The sequence below is a fragment of the Aeromonas sp. YN13HZO-058 genome, assembly GCF_001921245.1.
GTDB classification, from domain to species: Bacteria; Pseudomonadota; Gammaproteobacteria; order Enterobacterales; family Aeromonadaceae; genus Aeromonas; species Aeromonas allosaccharophila.
On the sequence record NZ_MQSY01000006.1, the window covers coordinates 1 to 21,773 of the forward strand.

Annotated in this window: 13 protein-coding genes, 1 tRNA gene and 1 pseudogene; 10 read left to right on the forward strand and 5 right to left on the reverse strand. The window is 62.0% G+C overall.

Annotated elements, in window-relative coordinates; genetic code table 11:
• Positions 1-4: 4 nt before the first annotated feature.
• Positions 5-81: transfer RNA gene (locus BSP75_RS00345), tRNA-Asp, on the forward strand.
• Positions 82-679: 598 nt separating this feature from the next.
• Positions 680-2,632: a ligand-gated channel protein gene (locus BSP75_RS00350; protein ID WP_075111831.1), complete on the forward strand. Its 1,953-nt coding sequence runs from the start codon at positions 680-682 to the stop codon at positions 2,630-2,632.
• Positions 2,633-2,698: 66 nt separating this feature from the next.
• Here the strand turns inward: BSP75_RS00350 and BSP75_RS00355 are convergent, their stop codons facing one another.
• The 3 genes from BSP75_RS00355 to BSP75_RS00365 all read right to left on the reverse strand — a co-directional run bounded on the left by BSP75_RS00355 (position 2,699) and on the right by BSP75_RS00365 (position 6,345).
• Positions 2,699-4,087 (reverse strand): sensor domain-containing diguanylate cyclase, encoded by a 1,389-nt coding sequence (locus BSP75_RS00355; RefSeq protein WP_075111832.1) that lies wholly within the window; start codon positions 4,085-4,087, stop codon positions 2,699-2,701.
• A gap of 140 nt (positions 4,088-4,227) precedes the next feature.
• Positions 4,228-5,589: an ATP-binding protein gene (locus tag BSP75_RS00360; RefSeq protein WP_042059747.1), complete on the reverse strand. Its 1,362-nt coding sequence runs from the start codon at positions 5,587-5,589 to the stop codon at positions 4,228-4,230.
• Positions 5,590-5,622: 33 nt separating this feature from the next.
• Entirely contained in the window at positions 5,623-6,345 is a 723-nt protein-coding gene (locus tag BSP75_RS00365) for a response regulator (protein WP_075111833.1), read from the reverse strand.
• Between the two features lie 200 nt (positions 6,346-6,545).
• On the opposite strand from BSP75_RS00365, the gene BSP75_RS00370 reads away from it, so the two are divergent.
• Positions 6,546-6,896: a hypothetical protein gene (locus tag BSP75_RS00370; protein WP_042657018.1), complete on the forward strand. Its 351-nt coding sequence runs from the start codon at positions 6,546-6,548 to the stop codon at positions 6,894-6,896.
• 205 nt (positions 6,897-7,101) lie between these two features.
• Positions 7,102-9,096: a methyl-accepting chemotaxis protein gene (locus BSP75_RS00375; protein ID WP_075111834.1), complete on the forward strand. Its 1,995-nt coding sequence runs from the start codon at positions 7,102-7,104 to the stop codon at positions 9,094-9,096.
• 94 nt (positions 9,097-9,190) lie between these two features.
• Here BSP75_RS00375 and BSP75_RS00380 read toward each other — a convergent pair whose 3' ends face one another.
• Together BSP75_RS00380 and BSP75_RS00385 are read right to left on the reverse strand one after the other, a co-directional pair.
• Complete coding sequence (locus BSP75_RS00380) at positions 9,191-9,610, reverse strand: hypothetical protein (RefSeq protein WP_042657016.1); 420 nt, start codon at positions 9,608-9,610, stop codon at positions 9,191-9,193.
• 99 nt (positions 9,611-9,709) lie between these two features.
• Positions 9,710-10,624 carry a LysR family transcriptional regulator gene (locus BSP75_RS00385; RefSeq protein WP_075111835.1) on the reverse strand — a complete coding sequence of 305 codons (915 nt, stop codon included), beginning with the start codon at positions 10,622-10,624 and terminating at the stop codon, positions 9,710-9,712.
• A 258-nt stretch (positions 10,625-10,882) separates the two neighbouring features.
• Between BSP75_RS00385 and BSP75_RS00390 the strand changes: the two genes are divergently transcribed.
• The 6 genes and pseudogenes from BSP75_RS00390 (at position 10,883) to recD (ending at position 21,750) form a co-directional block, all read left to right on the forward strand.
• A complete protein-coding gene (locus BSP75_RS00390) occupies positions 10,883-11,215 on the forward strand; it encodes a hypothetical protein (protein ID WP_075111836.1) in 333 nt (110 codons plus the stop codon).
• 30 nt (positions 11,216-11,245) lie between these two features.
• The gene (locus BSP75_RS00395; RefSeq protein ID WP_058053590.1) at positions 11,246-11,932 is read left to right on the forward strand and encodes a pirin family protein; all 687 of its coding nucleotides are present in this window, start codon (positions 11,246-11,248) and stop codon (positions 11,930-11,932) included.
• 39 nt (positions 11,933-11,971) lie between these two features.
• Positions 11,972-12,364, forward strand: coding sequence for a DoxX family protein (locus BSP75_RS00400; protein WP_075111837.1), 393 nt, complete (start codon positions 11,972-11,974; stop codon positions 12,362-12,364).
• Positions 12,365-12,625: 261 nt separating this feature from the next.
• Positions 12,626-16,082, forward strand: a pseudogene (gene recC / locus BSP75_RS00405) (exodeoxyribonuclease V subunit gamma).
• A complete protein-coding gene (gene recB, locus BSP75_RS00410) occupies positions 16,082-19,690 on the forward strand; it encodes an exodeoxyribonuclease V subunit beta (protein WP_075111838.1) in 3,609 nt (1,202 codons plus the stop codon). The pseudogene recC and the gene recB overlap by 1 nt, the downstream one beginning before the upstream one ends.
• Complete coding sequence (gene recD / locus BSP75_RS00415; RefSeq protein WP_075111839.1) at positions 19,687-21,750, forward strand: exodeoxyribonuclease V subunit alpha; 2,064 nt, start codon at positions 19,687-19,689, stop codon at positions 21,748-21,750. The genes recB and recD overlap by 4 nt, the downstream gene beginning before the upstream one ends.
• Positions 21,751-21,773 lie beyond the last annotated feature (23 nt).

Sequence of the window (21,773 nt, forward strand, 5' to 3'; positions counted from 1 at the left end):
CAGCGGAGCGGTAGTTCAGTCGGTTAGAATACCGGCCTGTCACGCCGGGGGTCGCGGGTTCGAGTCCCGTCCGCTCCGCCATTAATTTGAAAGGCCTTCCCGAATGGGAAGGCCTTTTTGCTATGGGTAGTTTTGCCCATAAGACCCATAGATTTGCACTCCAGAACCAACACCAGAGCCCGGCCACACGACCGGGCTTTGGTGTTTTGAGCCTGTTTTTGAGCTGACGCATCCCGCCACGATGGCAATACCTTCCCCTGTTGGCGTTCTTGCCACGGTTTTCACCTCTGTATCGCAGCACATCCCATGTTGACCATATTGTTTCACAGCAAGCTGATAGATCTTGATGATTAAATCAGACAATCTGGTAACGGTACGTCATCGCTCCCGCTTGTTTGTGTAATCCCCATGTTGGTTATGGATTTATTACGTTAAAACAGTCTCTTATCAAGAGATGCCAGTTATATGGGGCTGTTCCGCAGGAGAAATCGCACACCAATTAAATGATAATGATTATTGTTTGAATGATCTTGGCGGGGTCGTTACAATGCGAACCGATTAATAAAGTGCTTTTCAAATGAGCCTTTGCTAATGCTGCTCCTGGCCGGATGCCAGGGCGTTGTAACGAGTGAAGTAAGGGAATACGCCACTTTCCTACTAAAAACGTTCAGGCCAAAACATGACAACAGTGAAACCGAGCAAGCTTGCCTTGCTGATCTGCTCCCTTCTTGCGACCCAAGCCCATGCTGCCGAACAAGAGGTGATGGTCGTCACCGCTTCCGGCTTCCAGCAGAAGATTGAAGACTCAGCAGCCTCCATATCTGTGATTACCCGTGAGCAGCTGGAGAAGCGCGCATATCGCGATGTGACCGATGCCCTGAAGGATGTGCCCGGTGTGGTGGTGACTGGCGGTGGCAGCAGCAGCGATATCAGCATTCGTGGTATGGGTTCGAAATACACCCTGATGCTGGTTGATGGCAAGAAGGTGGATAGCCGTGGCACTCGCCCCAATAGCGATGGCCCGGGGATCGAGCAGGGCTGGTTGCCGCCATTGCAGGCGATCGAGCGGATTGAGGTCGTGCGCGGCCCCATGTCATCCCGTTATGGTTCCGATGCCATGGGTGGTGTGATTAACGTGATTACCCGCAAGACCACCGGTCTGGCCTGGCAGGGGTCGGTTCACGCTGATTCGACCTTCCAGGAGAACAAGGATGCCGGCAACAGCTTCCAGACCGATGCCTATACCGCAGGTTCATTGATCGATGGTGTATTGGGGCTGCGTTTCAATGGTCAGCTGGCGCATCGTGGTGAAGACAAATTTACCCAGGGCTTTGCCGAGCAGGAGACCCGCAGTGGCACGGCGGTGCTCAGCTTCAAGCCTGACGACCATAACCGCTTCGATCTGGAAGCGAGTCGCAGTCTGCAGGATCGGGATCGCACGGCCAGCAATTCACTGGATGCCAAGGCGAAAGATAGTCTTAACCGCTACGAGCGCACCAACTATGCGCTGACCCATGATGGCCAGTATGAGTTCGGCTCGTCCAGCAGCTATCTGCAGCAGGAGACCAATACCAACCCCGGCCGCAAGATGGAGCTCACCAACACCATCGCCGATACCCATACCCAGTTCATTCTGGGGGATCACTACCTGAGTGTCGGTGGTCAGTATCGCTATGAGGATCTGCACGATCAGGGTAATACCCTGAAAGTGGCCAACCCTGCCGAGCAGCTGACCCGCTGGAGCTGGGCGATGTTTGTCGAGGATGAGTGGTCACTCACCGACAGCTTTGCCCTGACCGGTGGCGCACGCATGGATCGGGATCAGAACTACGGCACTCACTGGAGCCCGCGCCTCTATGGCGTCTGGCATCTGGATCAGAGCTGGACCCTGAAAGGGGGCGTCTCGACCGGTTATCGCTCCCCTGACTTGCGGATGTCTGCGGCCAACTGGGGTCAGGTCACCGGTGGTGGCAGCCTGGATGGCATGCTGGTCGGCAACCCGGATCTCAAACCCGAGACCAGCGTGAGTGAAGAGATCGGCCTGCTGTGGAACGGTCATCAGGGCTTCAACGCCGGGGTAACCCTGTTCAACACCGACTTCAAGAACAAGATCTCCGAAGTGCGTCGCTGTACTGACAAGCAGCAGCCTGCCTGTACGCTCAATGGCCACAGCTATGACTTCATCAGTGACCGGGTCAACGTCGACAAGGCGAACATGCGCGGGGTCGAGGGGATGATGGATTGGGCCATCAACGAGGATTGGTCGGTCAGCTCCAGCTACACCTTTACCCAGTCCGAGCAGAAGAGTGGCCCGCTGGCAGGTCATGCCCTCAACCAGATGCCCCGCCACATGTTCAACGGCAGCGTAGACTGGCAGACCACCGAGGATCTCAGCCTCTGGTCACGGGTCAACTTCCGTGGCGAGACTTCCGAGTACCTGAGCCGGGTCAAGATGGCGGAGGGAACCCCGTCCTACACCTTCTTTGACATGGGTCTGGTCTACAAGGCCAACAAGCATCTGGATCTGACCGCTGGCGTCTACAACCTGTTCGACAAGACGGTGGATTACAGCAGCTATGGCACTGTGCTGGACGGTCGCCGCTACAACCTGGGTGTGACCTACAACTTCTGATAGGGAGCCTGTCATGCGGCCGCCCTCTTCGGATGGCGGCCGTTTTTATTGCGCGTCCGTCAGGGGTTATGCCTGATAGGGGGCAGCTTGCCAGGTATTTCGCCCCAGTCCCTTGGCCTGATACATGAGGGCGTCAGCCTGTCGCAGTAGCTGGTCGGCATCAGCCTCTCTCTTTGCGTCTACCCAGACGGCCCCGGTACTGATGGAGAGGGTCACCTCGCCGCTGCTGGTGTGCAGGGTTTGCCGGTTGCTCTCCAGGCAGATGCGCTTGGCCCATTGCTCTGTCTCTGCCAATGTGGCCAGCGGTAGCAGCAGGCAAAACTCTTCGCCGCCGATGCGGGCCAGCAGGGCCTCTTCGGGCAACAGGTTGCTCACCGTGGTGGCCAGCTTTTCCAGCAACAGATCCCCGATGCCATGACCAAAGCGGTCATTGGTCTCCTTGAAGTGATCCACATCGAACAGCAGCAGGGCACAGGGATCCCCGCTTGCCAGTCGTTGCTTCATGGCGGGCATAAATGCCCGTCGATTGAGCAGGCCGGTAAGGGGGTCGGTACTGGCTTGTTTCTCCAGTCTGGCATTGGCGCGGCTCAGCTCGGCGGTGCGGCTGGCGACGGCCCGGCGCAGTTGCACGATATAGGCCACCATGATGAGTCCCGCGGCCAGCAGTAGCCAGGGACCGAGGTGGATGGGATAGACAGTCTCGACATGCATCCACTTGCGGATGATCCGCTCCCGATCGCTCTCTTTGAGCTTGGCGAATCCCTCTTCCAGCCGGTTTAACAGGGCAAGGTCGCCCTTTTTCACCGCAAAGCGGATCTGGTCGGTATAGAGGTGGCGAACCGGAATAAAGCGGGTGGGATCTTCCGAGGTATAGATGTAGAAGTTGGCGACCTGCAGATCGGCGATAAAGGCTTTTATGTCGCCCCGAAAGGCCGCCGCCAGCAGGGTGTCATTGTCATCGAAGGTCTGCAGTCTGGTGCCGGGGAAGTAGCGTCTGGCGTAATACTCTTCGTAGCCACCGGCTACCACTCCGACCGTTTCATGGAGCAGGTAGTAGTGGACATCGGTGCCGCGCAGTTCGCTCGAGAAGAAGAGCTGGGAGTCTAGCTGGGCGAGGGGCTGACCATAGTCGAACAGCTTGTCCCGCTCCGGTGACCAGAGCAGTCCGGCGTGAACGTCCGCCTTCCCCTCATGGAGCAAGTCGAGGGAGCCCTGCCAGTCGACCAGCCTGAACTCGATCTTCTGGCCGGTCACCCGGGCATATTCACGCCACAAATCGATCAGCAAGCCATCCGGCTGGCCCGACTCATTGATATAGGAGAAGGGCTGCCAGGCTTTGGAGTTGGTAATGATGATCGGCTCTTCCGGGGCTTTGGCCCAGGCAGGCAGGGCAAGAGCGAGCAGCAGGAGCCCCCATCCGATACTGACTATGACTCCTGTCCTGGAAGAGGCCATCCTTGCTCCAATCCGTTGCCGTATACCGTCCCGTGGTCACCGATTATCACCGCCTTTCTCATCGAAGAACAAGCGTTCAAATGATGAAGTTTGCATGATGAAAAAGGCGCCATGACAAGGCTGGCGGATAGAGTGACTACTTACAGCGGCAGGCTGATCCGCGCTTCCAGTCCCCCTTGTGGTCGATTGAGCAGGGTGAGCTCGCCGCCGTGTTGATGGACCAGAGTGCGAGCGATGGAGAGCCCCAGCCCCACGCTGCCCGACTCGGTGTTGCGCGCCTCGTCCAGCCGCACGAAGGGTTTGAACACATCCTCCAGCCGCGCCGGATCGATCCCCGGCCCGTTGTCGCAGACCCGGATCAACAGCTCTTCCTTGCAGCGTTCCAGCGACACTTCGGCGCTGCCGGCATATTTGATGGCGTTGCCGATCAGGTTCTGCAACACCCGGCGCAGGGTGTTGGCTCGGCAGGCGTAGACCTCTTTACCCTCCGCCAGACAGGTGACCGGCTGGCCGGTATCGGCATAGTCATCGCACAGGCTGACCAGCAGGCTGACCAGATCCAGCTCGCGGGTGGCCTCCTGCTGCCCCTCCTCGCGAGCAAAGCTGAGGGTCGCCGCCAGCATCTGCTCCATCTGTTGCAGGGTCTGCTGGATCCGCTCCTTGTCCTCGCCATCGGCCAGAAACTCGGTGCGCAGCCGCAGGCTGGTGATGGGGGTGCGCAGATCGTGGGAGATGGCCGCCAGCATTCGGGTTCTGTCCTGCACGAAGCGGTCTAGCCGGGTGTGCATCCGGTTAAAGGCCTGAATCGACTCACGGATCTCGGTCGGCCCCACCTCCTGTAGCGGTTCGATATCCTCGCCGCGACCCAGCCGCTCGGCGTTGCCTGCCAGCTGCTGTAGCGGGCGGGTGGCACGGCGAAACAGCAGCACCATCAGCCCGATCACCAGACTGGCGACCAGCATCAGGTTGAGGGTGGTCTGCCACGACCAGCTGCCCGCCTCCTTGTCGACCAGCGAGCTGAACTGCAGCCAGCCCCCCTGCGGCAGTTCGATGGAGCCATAGAGCCGCATATCCCGTGGCGGGGGCGGCCCCTTGCGATCCCGCATCATGCGGGCGTGATGTTCCCACGCCTTGCTGCGCTGGGTATCCTCTTTCAGCTCGGCGCTGATCTCGACGGTGAGGCCGGGGGGATAGTTGAGGCGCGAGCGCACCAGTTGCTCGAAGCGGGGGCTGCGGTTGTCCGGTTGCAGCGGCTCGTCGGAGAGGCGCAGCAGCAGGGTCTCGCTGCGGCTCGCCTTGAGGATCTCGTCATAGAGGGACGGGGGGGAGAGGGAGAGCAGCCTGACCACCGAGATGATCCGCTGCATGGCGTTGCGGCTGTTGACGAAGCCGAGCGCCTCTTCCCGATCCGTGCGGTAGATCTGGATGCTGAGCAGCTGGATCAGGATCAACCCTGCCAGCGCCACCAGAATGATCTGGCCGGTCAGCCCCTTGGGCCACATCCGTGCCCACAGTCGTCGCAAGGTGCCCACTGCTTAAACCTGCGCCACGTCGGCGGAGAACATATAGCCGCCACCCCAGATGGTCTTGATCAGCTCCGGATTCTTGGGATCCCGCTCCAGCTTGCGGCGCAGGCGGCTCACCAGGGTATCGATGGCGCGATCGAAGGCTACCGCCTCGCGGCCACGGGCCAGATCCAGCAGTTGATCCCGGCTCAGCACCCGCTGCGGGCGTTCGAGAAACACCTTGAGCAGATCGAACTCGGCGGTGGAGAGGCTTAAGCCCACCCCATCCTCATCGACCAGCTCCCGACGATTGACGTCGAGCAGCCAGCGATCGAAGCGCAGATCCCGGGTCAGGGTCTCGGCGGCGGGCTGGGTCTCGGCCTGGGTGCGGCGCATCACTGCCTTGATGCGCGCCAGCAGCTCGCGCGGGTTGAAAGGCTTGGCCAGATAGTCATCGGCCCCCATCTCCAGCCCGATGATGCGGTCGGTCTCTTCCCCCATGGCGGTCAGCATGATGATGGGCAGGTTCGATTTGACCCGCAGTTCGCGGCAGAGGGTCAGGCCATCTTCACCCGGCATCATCAGATCCAGCACCAGCAGGTCGAACTCCCGCTCCTCCAGCAGTCGCTTCATCTCCTTGCCATCTCGGGCGCAGCTGACCCGCAGGCCGTGCTGTTCCAGAAAGCGTTTCAAGAGATCGCGGATCTCGCTGTGGTCATCGACCACCAGAATGTGGGTGTTGCCCTGGTTCATGAATACCTCCCCCTGCTTGGCGTTGGCACGAGTATACGAAAATCCGCCCGGCGGTTTGTGTCAAAGTGTGCCAGATCCGCACGATGCCACACTCTGCTACAAAAAAGGGCGATGCTGGCAAAGTTCAGACACTGGACGGGTGTTTACTTGAGGGCAAGGCAAGAGCGCCGAACCAGAATCATCCCTACAGGAGATAGACCATGAAAAAGCTGACCAAAACCCTGCTGACCGCCACCCTGATCCTTGGCCTGCCGTTGGGCGCCTATGCCGCCAGTGAAGCTGCCCCCACCGGCCAGCCCGGTGCCATGGTGGACTGCCCGATGGATGGCGGTGGCATGATGGGTGGCAAACACCACGGTGGCCGCCACGACAAGATGGCCCGTCTGCAGAACATGACCCCGGAGCAGATCCAGGCCAACCTGCAGCAACGTTATGACCGCATTGAAGATCCGGCCAAGAAGGCGGAGTTCATCAAGAACCTCAACGAGCGTGCCGCCGGCATGACCAAGCACGCCGAAGCGATGAAGCAGTTCGCCGAAGCGAACCAGTAACAGCGTCTGCTGTTGCACATGACAGTGACAAACCGAAGGGTGGCCGAGGCCGCCCTTTTTGTGATCCCATCGATCCATTTTTGCTCGAATCGTTATCTTGCTGTCGCTTATGTGAGCGATGGCAAACGCGCCATGAGCGAATTGCAAGATAATGCCCGCTCTTATAACAAGCTGCAGTTAGCAGTGGCCGTCAACAGGAGAGGGTATGGGTTGGGATCTGGGGACAATCAAGGGGCGATATACCGCCGTTTTTCTGGGATTCATGGTGGCGGTCTGTGTGCTGACCGTTATCGGTATCCAGTTATGGGTCAAACCCGAGCTGCAACGGGCGGGTGAGCAGAATCTGGTGCTGCGAGTCAGCGAGATTGCGACCGACATTCGCGATCAGCTCAACGGGGTGCAGAGCCAGTCACGCAGTATCACCCAGCTGGTTGCCCAGCTGCCGAGCGAACAAATCGATGCCGTTCTCCCAGCTCTGATCGATCAATATGGCAATGCCATGGTGTTTGGTGGCGGCATCTGGCCTATGCCGGATCAGCGGGAAGCCGGTCGCATCAAGTTCAGTACCTTCTTTCATCGGGATGGTGCCAACAAGCTGATCCCCAACACCTACTGGAACTCGGCCGAGGCGCCCAACTATTTCGAGCAGCCCTGGCACAGAGCCGGGCAGCAGGCGGCGAAAGGCATGTGTGTCTGGGCGGCGGCTTACAAGGATGGTGCCAGCCAACAGCCACGAACCAACTGCGCCATGGGGATCTATCGTGACGGTTCCCTCTACGGGGTGTCGACCATCGATGTGACGCTGGGTTTCTTCAATGATCTGGTCGCCAAAAAAGAGCAGGAGATCGGTGGTCAGGTGATGATCGTCGAGGCCGACGGCAAGATCCTCAGCAAGAATGGTCGTTTGAGCGGGGATGTGGTGCTGGGCAACCTCTCATCTCACGGGGACTATCCCTTTGCCAGCGCCATCGCCAGCCTGCTGGGGCCGGGTAATGGCGCCGCGTTGCAGCGGACCACTTTTCAGGATCTGGGTGAAGAGCAGACATTGCTGATGCAACCCATCGAAGGAACCCCCTGGTTGTTGGCTGCGGCGCTGCCGACCAGCACCCTGACCCACGACAGTCAGGAGGTGCTCAAGACGCTGGCAGCGATCCAGCTACCGCTGGTGGTGCTGCTGTTTGCACTGATGTTGATGGCCATCAAGCAGCTGGGCAGTCGACTCGACACCCTCAAGCAGAACATCGATGCGCTCTCGGCCGGAGATGCTGACCTGACTGCCCGGATCAGGGTCAAGGGGCACGATGAGCTGGACCATATCGCCCAATCGGTGAACCGCTTTATCGCCTATCTGCAGCAGATGATGTTGCAGGTGACCGAGACCACCGAGCTGATTACCCGTGAATTGTCCCAGCTGGATCAGCAGACGGGACAGGCCAGACGCATTCTCGGTGAGCATGCCGCCGAGACCGATCAGATAGTGACAGCCCTGACCGAGCTCAGCTCCACTGCCGACAGCGTGGCGCACCACGCGAGCGATTCTGCCAGCTTTACCGAGTCAGCCAATGGTCAGGCGATTCAGTCCCGCAAGGTGGTGGGTCAGGCCTCTGCCAGTGTGGCTGCGCTGATCGATGAAGTCGATCTTGCCGCGACCAAGGTATTGGGGATGCAGGAAGATGCCCGCAAGATCAGCAGTGTGCTCAGCGTGATCGGCGATATTGCCGCCCAGACCAACCTGTTGGCACTTAACGCGGCCATCGAGGCGGCACGGGCCGGTGAGCAGGGGCGTGGTTTTGCCGTGGTGGCCGATGAGGTGCGAGCGTTGGCGGCGAGAACCCAGAATAGCACCGCCGAGGTGGGGAGCATGCTCTCCCGGTTGACGCAGGGGGTGGCCGAAGCCGTGGTGGCCATGGAGCACACCAAGCAGAGCTGTCAGGCGGCGACCGAGAATACCGAGCAGGTGACCGGCGGGCTCGACAAGATGGCGGATGCCGTGGTGCAGATCAACGATCTGGGCACCCAGATTGCGACTGCGGCAGAGGAGCAGAGCCGGGTGACCGAAGAGATCAACCGCAACATGGTCACTATCCGTGACATGGTCAATCTGCTGGTGGATAACGGGCAGAATACCGAACAGAGTTCGGCCACCTTGCTGGAGTCCAATCGCCAGCTGGTGGCACTGGTGCATCGCTTCAAGGTGTAACAAACCGATAATGAAAGAGGGGGAGCCTGATGCTCCCCCTCTTGCTATCTGTGCCGGTGCGGGCGTGTCGCCCTGGTCCACCGGACGAGCGAACTTAGCCCTGAGCCTTGTCGGTCAGGTCTACTTTCTTGACGGTTTCGCCTTCGAACTTGATAACGACGTTCTTCTTGGCGGCGTCGGTATCTTTCAGCAGGGTCTTGGTGGTTTCTGCCAGCAGCGGAGAGGCCTTGTTCAGGGCATCCAGATCATAGGTCCACACTTCCAGGCCAGACTCGGTCTTGGTGGAGGCCGGTGCGCCCAGCTTCTCTTTGATAGCCTGCTTGTTGGAGCCGCCTTCCTTGATATCCAGTGCCTGTTTGATGGCTTCGTTGGATGCGCTGTCCACAGCACCGGATACGGCGGTATTGGCCGCATCTTTTACGCTGCTGGTGACGCTGTCGGTCAGCGAGTCCATCAGGCCAGCATTGGCAAACAGGGGCAGGGTGGTGAGGGCTACCAGCAAAGTCTTTTTCATTTTCTACAGCTTCCATGGGGTCAATGAGGCGGCTATGAAATCAGCAAAGATATTGGGTGTCAAGCGAGGCGCACAATTAACATTTCTGTTAACTGGATCTCATTTTTCACCGGCCGCAAACAGTTTTGGGATCTCCCGCACCAGCCAGCTCTTGGCCTTGCCCATGGTGTCCCGCCGCCAGGCCAGCACCACCTGCAACTGATGACGATATTCGGGGCTGATCACCTTGAGCCGTCCGGCCCGGATGTCCTCCTCAATCCAGCTTTGCGGCATGGTGCCGACGCCGATCCCTGCCAGCAGGGCGTCGCGTTTTTCCGCCATGGTGCTGACGGTGAGGCGCGGCTGCTTGTCCAGCAGGCGATAGGTGAGCACCGGTTTGCGCAGCGCCGAATCGGCTACCGCGATGGCGCGGTAGCGACGCAGGGTTTCGTCTGCCAGCGGCTCCGGCTCCTGATGCAGTGGGTGATCCGGATGGGCGACGTAGAGCATTACCTCTTCCTTGAGCACCTGATGCTTGATGCCGGTCATCATGATATCGGGGTTGATCGAGGAGATAAGCAGGTCGGCGCGGCCATCTTCCAGACACTCCCAACTGCCCGCCAGCACCTCAGCCCGCAGCCGCAGTCGGGTATCGGTCTGCTCGGCCAGCTTCTCCACCAAGGGGTAGAGGGCCTGCACCGGGACCAGCGCATCGACGGCGATGGTGATGTCGGTCTCCCAGCCACGGGCCAGCGCCCGGGTCTCGCCCACCAGATGCTCGGCTGCCTCCAGCAGCACCCGGCCGCGTTCCAGCAACATGCGTCCCGCCGGAGTGAACTTGGTGCGATGGCCGCTGCGGTCAAACAGCATGGCATCCAGTTCGTCTTCCAGCTTCTGCACCGTATAGCTCAATGCCGAGGGCACCTTGCCCAGCTCGTCGGCCGCTGCCGCGAAGCTGCCACGGCGGTCGATGGCGTCCAGCACCCGGATTGCCTCCAGGGTCAGCGCCCGTTCCTTGTTCGATTCCTTGGTCATTTAATACCTTCAATTTTTTTGAACATGTTTGCCAGTTTATCTCGCTAACAAGTTAGGCCAAGTGTCTTTAATATTCAATCAACGCTTAGGCAGGAACGTCGAGCGGCCAAATATGCGGGAAGTTCCGCACTGTGACACACCCAATCGGTCTGTCTGATGTCGGTGAAAGAACAACACACTATTTGAATAACCTCTTGCATGGATGCATTGATTCTGGCCGAAAAGGCCTTGGCAATGACATATAAAACAAGAGATTGAATGAACATGAAAAACGTAATCAAGATGCTGGCCGTTGCAGGCCTGATGACCACAGGTTTCGCCAACGCTTCCGTACCGGCTGACTTCAACGCCATGCCCGGCGTGCTGTTTGTGAACTGGAATGCCACCGCCGCAATGGATGGCAAAGCCAATCCGATGCTGGAAGTGCGGGATGAGTCTGGCGATCTGCTGGCATCAGTCCACGCCAACCTGACTGGCACCCAGCAGGTGCTGATCCCGAGCCGTACCCAGGGCAACCTGACCGTCAGCCTGGCTGGCCAGAGCAGCGAATACCGTATTCCGTTCGGCATCGGTGGTGGTAACCCCCGCTAAGTCGAACCCCGGATAGATGAGGAGCAGACCATGATGCAATTGAGAGCCGCAGAAGCGCGGGGCAAGGCCAACTTTGGCTGGCTGGACGCGCGCCACAGTTTCTCCTTCGGTCACTACTATGACCCGGAGTGGATGGGACACTCGGTGCTGCGGGTGATCAATCAGGATCTGGTTGCGCCGGGTGGCGGATTCGCCACCCACCCTCACGCCAATATGGAGATCCTCACTTGCGTGCTGCAAGGCACCATAGAGCACAAGGACAGCCTCGGCCATGCCGAGCAGATCCCGGCAGGGGATTTCCAGCTGATGAGCGCAGGCAGCGGGATCCGCCACAGCGAGTACAACCCCTCGCAGACGGATCCTCTCTCCCTGTTGCAGATCTGGATCGAGCCGAACGAGTTCGGCACGCCACCCGGCTATCAGCAGAAGAAGATCGAGTCCAGACCGGGCATGACGCTGGTGGCGTCACCGGATGGCGAGGATGGATCGCTGCGGATCCGCCAACAGGCCCGCGTATGGCGGCTGGAACTGGCCCCGGGCGAGACGCTCGAATGGGCACTGGCTGGCCGACACGGTTACCTGCAGATGATTTCAGGGGAGCTGACCGCCAACGGTCTGGCTGCCCGACCCGGCGACGGGGTACTCAGTCGTGATGAATACCGGTGGGAGTTGGTCGCAACCAGTGCCACTCAAGCCCTGTTATTTGACCTACCCTGAAGCAGTCAGCGGTGATGTGACACAAACGAGGAAGATGAAATGGACAAGATGAAAGATGTAGCACTGCTGGCGGGTCGTGTACTGCTGGCGCTGATGTTCGTGATCGCTGGCTGGGGCAAGATCGGCGGTTATGCCGGGACCCAGGGTTATATGGAAGCGATGGGGGTGCCGGGCTTTATCCTGCCGCTGGTGATTTTGCTGGAGCTGGGTGGTGGCCTTGCCATCGTGCTGGGTCTCTTTACCCGCAGCCTGTCGGTGCTGATGGCCGGTTTCACCCTGATGGCCGCCTTTATTTTCCACTATCAGCCTGCGGAACAGATGCAGATGCTGATGTTTATGAAGAACGTCTCCGTCGCCGGTGGTTTCCTGGCGCTGGCGGCGGCTGGTGCGGGTGCCTTCAGTGTGGATGCCCGCCTCGGCAAAAACTGGTAATGCCCTGAAGCGTCAAGTTTTCCAATGCCTTTTGGCCGGTGCAACTGCACCGGCTTTTTTCTGTCTGCGTTTTCCGGATCGATCAGGCGGCGAGCCAAATCTGCGGCACCCCTCATGATTCCGCCTCTTGCTTGCCACTGGCCGCAAGAGCCTTTTGCATCTTCCCCCCCGATCCCCGACAATTCCCACTCCTGTGAAGTGACGGAAATGGCTCCTCTTTTCCGGCGCTCATCCCCTCTTGTGAATTGGCGGGAGTCGTCCATGTTTACCCTCTACCACTCCAATCAGCTGGATCTGCTCAAGGAGCTGCTGGTCAACCATATCCGGCAGGCCCCTCTCTCTCACCCCTTCGATCGGGAGCAGATCCTGGTGCAGAGTCCGGGCATGGCCCAGTGGCTCAAGCTGGAGCTGGCCAAGGCCTTCGGCATCGCCGCCAATATCGACTTTCCGCTGCCCGCCAGCTTTATCTGGGAGATGTTTACCCGGGTGCTGGCGGATGTGCCGCGCCAGAGTCCCTACAACAAGGGCTCCATGAGCTGGCAGCTGATGACCATTCTGCCCGCCTTGCTGGAGCGGCCCGCCTTTGCCCCGCTCGCCGCCTATCTGGGTGGTGGAGATGAGGAGGATCCCGCCAGGGATCCCGAGCAAGTTCGGTTGTGGCAGCTCTGCCAGAAGGTAGCGGATCTGTTTGACCAGTATCTGGTCTACCGGCCGGACTGGATCGCCCGCTGGGAAGAGGGGGGGGGACTGATCGGCACAGGCAGTCAGGAGCTGGCCGGGGTGAGCGGCCAGGATTGGCAGCCGGAGCTGTGGCGCGAGCTGGTGGCCCGCACCCTGGCGCTCTCTCCGAGTGGTTACCACCGCGCCAACCTCTACGAGGAGTTTATCCACGAGCTGGCGCGCACCGCCNCTGGTGGCCCGCACCCTGGCGCTCTCTCCGAGTGGTTACCACCGCGCCAACCTCTACGAGGAGTTTATCCACGAGCTGGCGCGCACCGCCGATCTGCCGGGCAAGCTGCCGCAGCGGGTCTTCGTGTTCGGCATCTCGGCGCTGCCGCCGCGCTATGTGGAGGCGCTGCTGGCCCTCGGCAGCCGGCCGGAGGTGGAGGTGCACCTGTTCGTCACCAACCCCTGCCGCTACTACTGGGGGGATCTGCTGGATCGCAAGACCTTGGCACGGTTGGAGAACAAGCTCAAACCCGGCACCGATATCGAGACCCTGCAGGGCCCCGCCAACCCGCTGCTCGCCTCCATGGGCAAGCTGGGGCGCGATTACCTGCATCAGCTGATGGAGCTGGAGGTGCCGCAAATCGAGGCTTTCGTTGATATCGACGAGGTGGACGCTAGGGGCAATGTCAGCCTGCTGCGCGCCATCCAGAAGGATGTGCTGGAGCTGGCCGAACGGGGCGCCGGTCAGTTCGATCTCGACAGCAGCCACCACAAGAGCCCGATCGATCCGGCGGATGGATCCTTGCAGATCCACGCCTGCCACGGCCCGATGCGAGAGCTGGAAGTGCTGCACGACCGGCTGCTGGCGCTGTTCGAGCAGAACCCGTCCCTCACCCCGAAAGATGTGGTAGTGATGATGCCGGATGTGAACAGCTACGGCCCCTATATTCAGGCGGTGTTCGGGGCGCGCGGCCAGATCCCGTTTGCGGTCTCGGATCGGGCGGCGAGCCAGGAGAGCCCGCTGCTGCAAAGCTTCCTCGCCCTGCTCAGGCTGCCCAATGCCCGCTTCGGGGCTGGCGAGCTGCTCGCCATTCTCGAGGTGCCCGCCGTGCTGCGCCGCTTCGAGCTGGATGACGACGAGTTCAACCAGCTGCGGGTCTGGGTGCAGGAGACCGGCATCCGCTGGGGGCTGGATGACGGTTACCCCGTCCGTTTCGATCTGCCGCCTATGTCCGGCAACAGTTGGCTGTTCGGCCTGCGCCGCATGCTGCTCGGCTTTGCCATGGGGGATGGCGAGCCGGTGGCGGGCATCCTGCCCTATGCCGATATCGAGGGTCAGCAGGGGCTGGCACTCGGCAAGCTCGCCTGGTTTGTCGACTCGCTGGCCGAATTCTTGCCCCGCCTGCAACAGGCCCAGCCGCTGGCCGAGTGGAACGCCTGCCTGCTGGCGCTGCTGGAGCGCTTCTATCTGGCCGACGAGGATGAAGAGCGTCAGCTCCAGCTCATTCGCAGCCAGCTGGCCGAGTGGCAGACCCGGCTTGGCGAGGCCCGCTTCGATCAGCCCATCACCGCCGATCTGTTGCAGGATTACCTCGGCAGCGTGCTGGGGGAGTCCCGCTCCAGCCAGCGCTTCCTCGCCGGTCAGGTCAACTTCTGTACCCTGATGCCGATGCGCTCCATCCCCTTCAAGCAGGTCTGCCTGCTCGGCATGAACGACGGCGTCTACCCGCGCACCCTGGCTCCCATGGGGTTCGATCTGATGGCGGTGGCGTCGCGGCGCGGGGATCGCTCCCGTCGTGATGACGACCGCTATCTCTTCCTCGAGGCACTGCTCAGCGCCCAGCAGGGGCTCTATATCAGCTATCAGGGCTTCAGCGCGCAGGACAACAGCGACAAGGTGCCGTCGGTGCTGCTGGCCGAACTCATCGACTATGTGCGGCAGGGCTTTGTGCTGGCGGGGGATGAGGAGCTGGACGACGAAACCTCCGGCAAGCGGCTGCTCAACCACCTGATGGTGGCGCACCCGCTCACCCCCTACAGCCGCAACTACTTCTACCCGGAGGCGGGTTCACGCCTCTTTACCTATGCCGCCGATTGGCTGCCCGCCCTCAATCCGGTGCGTGGCGCGGCCAACTTCCAGAGTGGCGAGCTGCCGCTGCCCCCCGAATGGGGCAAGGAGCAGGGGCTGGAGCTGGCGGAGCTGCTGCGCTTCTATCGCCAGCCCACCAAATATTTCCTCAACCGCCGCCTCAAGGTGTGGTTTGAGCTGAACGAAGCCAACATCGAGGATAGCGAGCCGTTCGAGCTGGATGGCCTGCAACATTATCAGCTGAAAGATCTGCTTCTCGATGCCCATCTGGCAGAAGGGGATAGCACCGAGCGTCGCGAGCGGTTGCAGCTCACCGGCCTGTTGCCGCAAGGGTGGTTCGGCAGCCTGTTGCTGGACGATCTGGATGCCGAGATGGGCAAGCTGGCGGATCGGCTGCGGCCATGGGTTGCTGCCAATGAGTCAGAAAAGCAGGCGGTGGAGATCGATATCTCCCTCACTCAGGGCCAGCTGCAAGGGTGGATCGACACTCAGAAAGGACGCTTGCTGGTGGTCAAACCCGGCAGCTTCAACGGCAAGGATCTGCTGCTGGGCTGGATCCAGCACCTCTGCCTCTCATTGAGCGGCGCCCCCGGCGACACCCTGCTGTTCGATGCCAAACAGAGTCTGCGGTTAGCCAAGCTCGCTGCCGACGAGGCGCGGCCCAAGCTGGCGGCGCTGGTGGCGTGCTGGGCGCAGGGGATGAAGCGGCCGCTGCCCTTCTTCCCCAACACCGCTTGGGATTGGCTCAAGGCGATCGAGAAGGATCCCGACAAGCCGGAGGCGGCCGACAAGGCGGCCCTCACCCGTTTCAACGGCGGCTGGATGATCAATGGGGAGGGGCAAGATCCTTACGTTGCTCGCTGCTTCCCCGAACTCGATGACGAGGTGCTTGGTCAGTTGCAGGCGCTGGCCCGCGAACACCTGACTCCGCTGCTCAAGACCCTGGAGGAGCTGAAATAATGGCTAACCCGCTCAATACCCTGCGTTTTCCCCTCCATGGTGAACGACTGATCGAGGCCTCCGCCGGTACCGGCAAGACCTACACCATCGCCGGTCTCTACCTGCGCCTGCTGCTGGGCCACGGCCCGCTCATCGAAGAGGGCGCCGATGCCGGTCAGCCGAGCGCCCACGAGCGGCCACTCTCGGTGACCGAAATTCTGGTGGTGACCTTTACCGAAGCGGCCACCGCCGAGCTGCGTGGGCGGATCCGCGGCCGCATTCACGAGGCGCGGCTCGCCTTTATGCGTGGCCATAGCAGTGACACCCTGCTGGCCCAACTGTTGGCAGAGGTGGCGGATCACGAGCTGGCGGCCCGCCGCCTGCTGGCCGCCGAGCGGCAGATGGATGAGGCGGCGGTCTTTACCATCCACGGCTTCTGCCAGCGGATGCTGAAACAGAACGCCTTCGAATCCGGCGCCCTCTTTGAAACCGAATTTCTTACCGACGACAGCCAGCTCAGGCTGCAGGCGGTAAGCGACTACTGGCGCGCCGAGTTCTATCCGGTGGATAAAGCCCTCGCCAGCGCGGTGCGCGCGCTCTGGCCGAGCCCCGCCGCCCTGCTGCGGGAGATGGGCAGCTGGCTCGACAACAGCGAGCTGGAGATCTACCCGGCATTGGGGGACGAGACCCTCGCCGCCCGCCATCAGGCAGCCATGAATCGCATCGCGGCGGTGAAGAGCGAATGGCTGGCGCAGACGGACGAGATCCGCCGCCAGACCGACGGCCAGATCAGCCGCTACACCGGCAAGAACTACGAAGGGTGGCTTGCCAAGATAGCCGACTGGGCACAGGACGAGAGCAGTGGCTACGCCATCCCGAAGGAGCTGGAGCGCTTCGGCCAGACGGTGCTGGAGGAGAACCTCAAGAAGGGGGGCGCAGTGCCGACTCTGCCGCTGTTCAGCCAGATCGACCAGCTGCTGGCGAGCCGCCCCGGTATTCGGGATCTCATCCTGCAGCGGGCCGCCAAGGTGGTGCGCAGCCGGATGCAGGCCAGCAAGCGCCAAGCCCATCAGCTCTCGTTCGATGACCTGCTCAAAGACCTCGACGGGGCGCTTGGCTCAAGCCTTGGCGAGCGGCTGTGCGAGCGCATTCGCGCCACCTACCGGGTGGCGATGATCGATGAATTTCAGGATACCGACCCCCAGCAGTACCGCATCTTCCATCGGCTTTACGGCGACCACACAGACACGGCGCTGTTGATGATCGGTGACCCCAAGCAGGCCATCTACGGCTTTCGCGGCGCCGACATCTTTACCTACATTCAGGCGCGGCGAAATGTGAGCGCCCACTACACCCTCGGACGCAACTGGCGCTCCAGCAGTGCGCTGGTGGGGGCGGTCAACGGCCTGTTCGAGCGGGCCAAGGATCCCTTTATCTACGAGGATGATATCCCCTTCCTGCCGGTGGAGGCGCAGGGCAAGAGCAAGGCGCTGCTGCTCGATGGCGCTACCGCCCCAGTGCTCCACTGCTGGCAGCTGACCGGCCAACCCACCTTCAATCGGGGGGATTACCAGAGCAAGATGGCCCGCGCCACCGCCGCCGAGATCCACCGCCTGCTGACCCTGGCCCGCGAGGGCAAGGCGCTGATCGGCGACAAGGCGGTGAAGGCCGGGGATATCGCCGTGCTGGTGCGCACCGGCGCCGAGGGCAAGCTGGTGCAGCAGGAGCTGGCGCGCCTCGCCATCGCCTCTGTCTATCTGTCGAACCGCGAGAGCGTGCTGGAGCAGGTGGAGGCGCGGGAGATTTTGCTGATTTTGCACGCCTGCCAGAACCCGAGCGAAGAGCGCAGCCTGCGGGCCGCGCTGGCGACCGGGCTGTTTGATCTCGATGCCAAGGCGCTCGATGGGCTGGCCTCGGACGAGCGGGCGTGGGAGAGCGCAGTGCAGGAGTTTATGGAGTACCGCAAGATCTGGCACCGCCGCGGCGTGCTGGCGATGCTGCGGGCCCTGCTGCACCGGCGCAATCTTGCCTCTTCGCTTTTGGCGAGCCCCTACGGCGAGCGGCGGCTGACCAACTTCCTCCATCTCGGCGAGCTGCTGCAACAGGTGAGCAGCGAGCTGGACGGCGAATATGCCCTGCTGCGCTGGCTGGGGGAGGCGGTGAGCCGCCCCAACGGGCAGGATGCGGAGCAGGTACTGCGCCTCGAATCCGAGCGCAAGCTGGTGCAGATCGTCACCATCCACAAATCCAAGGGGCTGGAGTACCCGCTGGTGTTCCTGCCGTTCATCTGCAGCCACAGAACCGCCGAGACTCCGCTCTATCACGAGGCGGATGAGGCGGGCAATCGCACCATTCTCGATCTGACCGGCGCCGACTCGTCGCTCGTCGAAGCGGACAGGGAGCGCCTTGCCGAAGATTTGCGGCTGCTCTATGTGGCGCTGACCCGGGGCGTCTACGCCACCTGGCTGGGGTTGGCGCCGGTGCGGGCGGGAGCGGGCAAGTCGGAGAAGACCGACCTGCACCACACCGCCATCGGCTACCTGCTGCAAAAGGGCGAGGAGGGGGATGCGCAGACGTTGGCGACCGCCCTGACCGAGCTGTCACAGGCGCTGCCCGGGGTGGCCGTCGGTGAGCCCTCGCTCACCCGTCCGGCCCCGCTGCCGCCAGAGGAGGAGCAGCTGGGCGAGCCGCAGGTGCGCCACTTTAGCGGCTCCCTTGAGCGGGACTGGTGGATCAGCTCCTACTCCGGGCTGGCGGCGCAGGGCCACGGTCACAGCAAGGGCGTGCTGGCCAATCCCGGCTTCGATGATGAGGTGGTGACCGAGGCGGCCGCATTGGCTTCCGAGCAACCGGAGGAGGCGCCCCAGCCCTCCATCTTCACCTTCCCGAAAGGGGCGCGCCCCGGCACCCTGCTGCACAGCCTGTTCGAGACCATCGACTTTCAACGCGCCGCGGGCGAGCCGCTGGCAGAGCATATCGCCAGTCTGTTGGCTCAGGACGGCTTCGACGAGAGCTGGGCGCCCGTGTTGCAACAGCAGGTGGAGGCGGTGCTGGATACCCCGCTGGAAACAGGCTTTGGGGAGCAGGTGCGGCTGCGGGACTTGAGTGCCGACCGTAAACAGGTGGAGCTGGAGTTCTTCCTGCCCATGGGGCGGGTGACGGCACCGGCGCTGACCGCGCTCTGCCAGCAGCACGACCCGCTGTCACGGGGCAACAAGCCACTCAGCTTTGCCACCGTACAGGGGATGCTCAAGGGCTTTATCGATTTGGTGTTCGAGTGGCAGGGGCGCTGGTATCTGCTCGACTACAAATCAAATCACCTCGGCATGAGCCCGGCCGATTACAGCCGTCCGGCGCTGGAGCGGGCTATGGTCGAGCACCGCTACGACCTGCAATACCAGCTCTACTCGCTGGCGCTGCACCGGCTGCTCACCCTGCGCCTGCCGGGCTACGACTTCGAGCAGCACTTTGGTGGGGTCTTCTATCTGTTCCTGCGCGGCATGCCGCAGGGGGGCATTTTCCATACCCGCCCGAGCCGTGAACTGGTGCTGGGGCTGGATGAGTTGTTTAGAAACGGTGAGCGCTCTGGCGGTGTTTCATCAGCAGAATTAAACGAGGTAGAGGCATGAGCGGCACCATGATCAGCACCGCAACCAGCTCAATGATGGTTGAACGGTTGAAAACACTGGCGCTGGCTGGCCGCATCCGCCAGCTGGATCTGCAATTTGCCAGGCTGGTGGTCGACCTTGGCGGCAGCCCCGAGCTGGTGCTGGGGGCGGCGCTCACCTGCTTCGAGCTGGGGCGCGGTCATGTTTGCCTGCCGCTGGAGATGCTCGCTGCCGGATCATTGCGCCCGTTCGGGCTGGATCCCCAGCAGAGCCGGGATCTGCTGCTGGATCTGGCGGATCCTGCCCGCTGGCCCGCCCTGTTTGCGGCAAGTCCCTTGGTTGGTACCGAGCAGGATGAGGGGCTCGCCCCGCGCTGGCCGCTGCGGCTGTGGCACGGGCGGCTCTACCTCACCCGCTACCACGATTTTGAACTGGGGGTGGCCCGCCATCTGCGCACTTTGAGCGAGCGAGCCGAATGGCCGGAGATTGCTCCCGCCCTGTCGCGGCTGTTTGCCCGCGACTATGGGTTGGTGTTTGCGGCGCTGCTCAAGGCACGCCTCGCCCCCGATTTTTCGGCCCGCCACTTTATCGAGAAGTATCTGGATCTGGTGTTCCCGAACGAGGTGGATTGGCCCGCCATCGAGGCGCTGCTGGCCAGCGCGCAGGCGGCGAGCGATTTGATCAAGCTGGATGCGCTGGTGCCCGAGATGCTCTGCTGCAACGGCCAGAAGCTGGCAGCGGCCACTGCGGCGGCGCGCCCCTTTGCGGTGATCTCCGGCGGCCCCGGCACCGGCAAGACCACCACGGTTGCCAAACTGCTCGCGATTCTGGTGGAGACCGGCCTGCAAGCGGGCAAGGCGCCGGCGATCCGGCTGGTGGCCCCCACCGGCAAGGCGGCGGCGCGCCTCACCGAGAGTATCGGCTCTGCCCTGCAGGCTCTTGATCTGCCCCCCGAGTGGGTCGAAGCCATTCCCACCGAAGCGGGCACCCTGCACCGGCTGCTCGGGGTGATCCCGGGGCGCAGCCAGTTCCGCCACCACGCGGGCAACCCGTTGCACCTCGACCTGCTGGTAGTGGATGAGGCCTCCATGGTCGACCTGCCGATGATGGCGCGCCTGCTCGATGCACTGCCCAGCCACGCCCGCCTGATCCTGCTCGGCGACAAGGATCAGCTCGCCTCGGTGGAGGCGGGGGCCGTGCTCGGCGATATCTGCAGCTTTATCGAACAGGGCATCAGCCCGGCGCAGGCAGATTGGCTCTCCCGCCAGACCGGCTACCGCTTGCAGGGCTCGCCTGCGGGGGCACCGGTGCGCGACAGCCTCTGTTTGCTGGCCAAGAGCTGGCGCTTTGATCAGCACTCGGGCATCGGCCAGCTGGCGCGCGCCTGCAACAGCGGCGATGCCACGGCGGTGGAATCAGTCTGGGGCGCAGGATTCGCCGATATCAGCCTGCACCCCTGGGCGGGGGAGGCCTACGATGCCCTGATTGCCCAGGGGGTGGCCGGTTACGGCAGCTATCTGAAGGCGGCCCGTGCGGGGGAAGCGCCCGCCGCCGTGTTCAAGGCATTCAACAGCTTCCAGATCCTCTGCGCCCTGCGCGACGGCCCGTTCGGGGTGCTGGGGCTAAACGAGCGGCTGGAACTGGCCCTGTCACGGGCTGGCCTGATTGCCCGCGATGGTGACTGGTATGCCGGTCGCCCGGTGATGGTGGTGCGCAACGATCACGGCGTCGGCCTCTACAACGGTGATATGGGGCTCTGCCTGCCCGATGAAAGCGGCCGGTTGAAGGTCTGGTTTGAGCAGCCGGATGGCACCCTGCGGGCGCTTTTGCCCAGCCGGCTGCCGCCCCACGAGACTGTCTACGCCATGACCATCCACAAATCCCAGGGCTCGGAATTTGCCCATACCGTGCTGGTGCTGCCCGACAGCCCCAGCCCCCTGCTGACCCGCGAGCTGGTCTATACCGGCATCACCCGCGCCAAGGCCCGGCTCGATCTCTACGGCGATCGCGCCCTGCTGGCCCAAGCGGTACGGAAAAAGACCGAGCGTTATTCCGGATTGGCGGAGAGGTTGGGGGAGTGATTTTAAATGGTAGGTATATCCAA

What these genes read in the sequence shown, in the direction of transcription:
- BSP75_RS00350 (WP_075111831.1), top strand. Translation starts at nt 680, where the DNA reads ATGACAACAGTGAAACCGAGCAAGCTTGCCTTGCTGATCTGCTCCCTT.
- BSP75_RS00355 (WP_075111832.1), bottom strand. Translation starts at nt 4,087, where the DNA reads ATGGCCTCTTCCAGGACAGGAGTCATAGTCAGTATCGGATGGGGGCTC.
- BSP75_RS00360 (WP_042059747.1), bottom strand. Translation starts at nt 5,589, where the DNA reads ATGTGGCCCAAGGGGCTGACCGGCCAGATCATTCTGGTGGCGCTGGCA.
- BSP75_RS00365 (WP_075111833.1), bottom strand. Translation starts at nt 6,345, where the DNA reads ATGAACCAGGGCAACACCCACATTCTGGTGGTCGATGACCACAGCGAG.
- BSP75_RS00370 (WP_042657018.1), top strand. Translation starts at nt 6,546, where the DNA reads ATGAAAAAGCTGACCAAAACCCTGCTGACCGCCACCCTGATCCTTGGC.
- BSP75_RS00375 (WP_075111834.1), top strand. Translation starts at nt 7,102, where the DNA reads ATGGGTTGGGATCTGGGGACAATCAAGGGGCGATATACCGCCGTTTTT.
- BSP75_RS00380 (WP_042657016.1), bottom strand. Translation starts at nt 9,610, where the DNA reads ATGAAAAAGACTTTGCTGGTAGCCCTCACCACCCTGCCCCTGTTTGCC.
- BSP75_RS00385 (WP_075111835.1), bottom strand. Translation starts at nt 10,624, where the DNA reads ATGACCAAGGAATCGAACAAGGAACGGGCGCTGACCCTGGAGGCAATC.
- BSP75_RS00390 (WP_075111836.1), top strand. Translation starts at nt 10,883, where the DNA reads ATGAACATGAAAAACGTAATCAAGATGCTGGCCGTTGCAGGCCTGATG.
- BSP75_RS00395 (WP_058053590.1), top strand. Translation starts at nt 11,246, where the DNA reads ATGATGCAATTGAGAGCCGCAGAAGCGCGGGGCAAGGCCAACTTTGGC.
- BSP75_RS00400 (WP_075111837.1), top strand. Translation starts at nt 11,972, where the DNA reads ATGGACAAGATGAAAGATGTAGCACTGCTGGCGGGTCGTGTACTGCTG.
- recB (WP_075111838.1), top strand. Translation starts at nt 16,082, where the DNA reads ATGGCTAACCCGCTCAATACCCTGCGTTTTCCCCTCCATGGTGAACGA.
- recD (WP_075111839.1), top strand. Translation starts at nt 19,687, where the DNA reads ATGAGCGGCACCATGATCAGCACCGCAACCAGCTCAATGATGGTTGAA.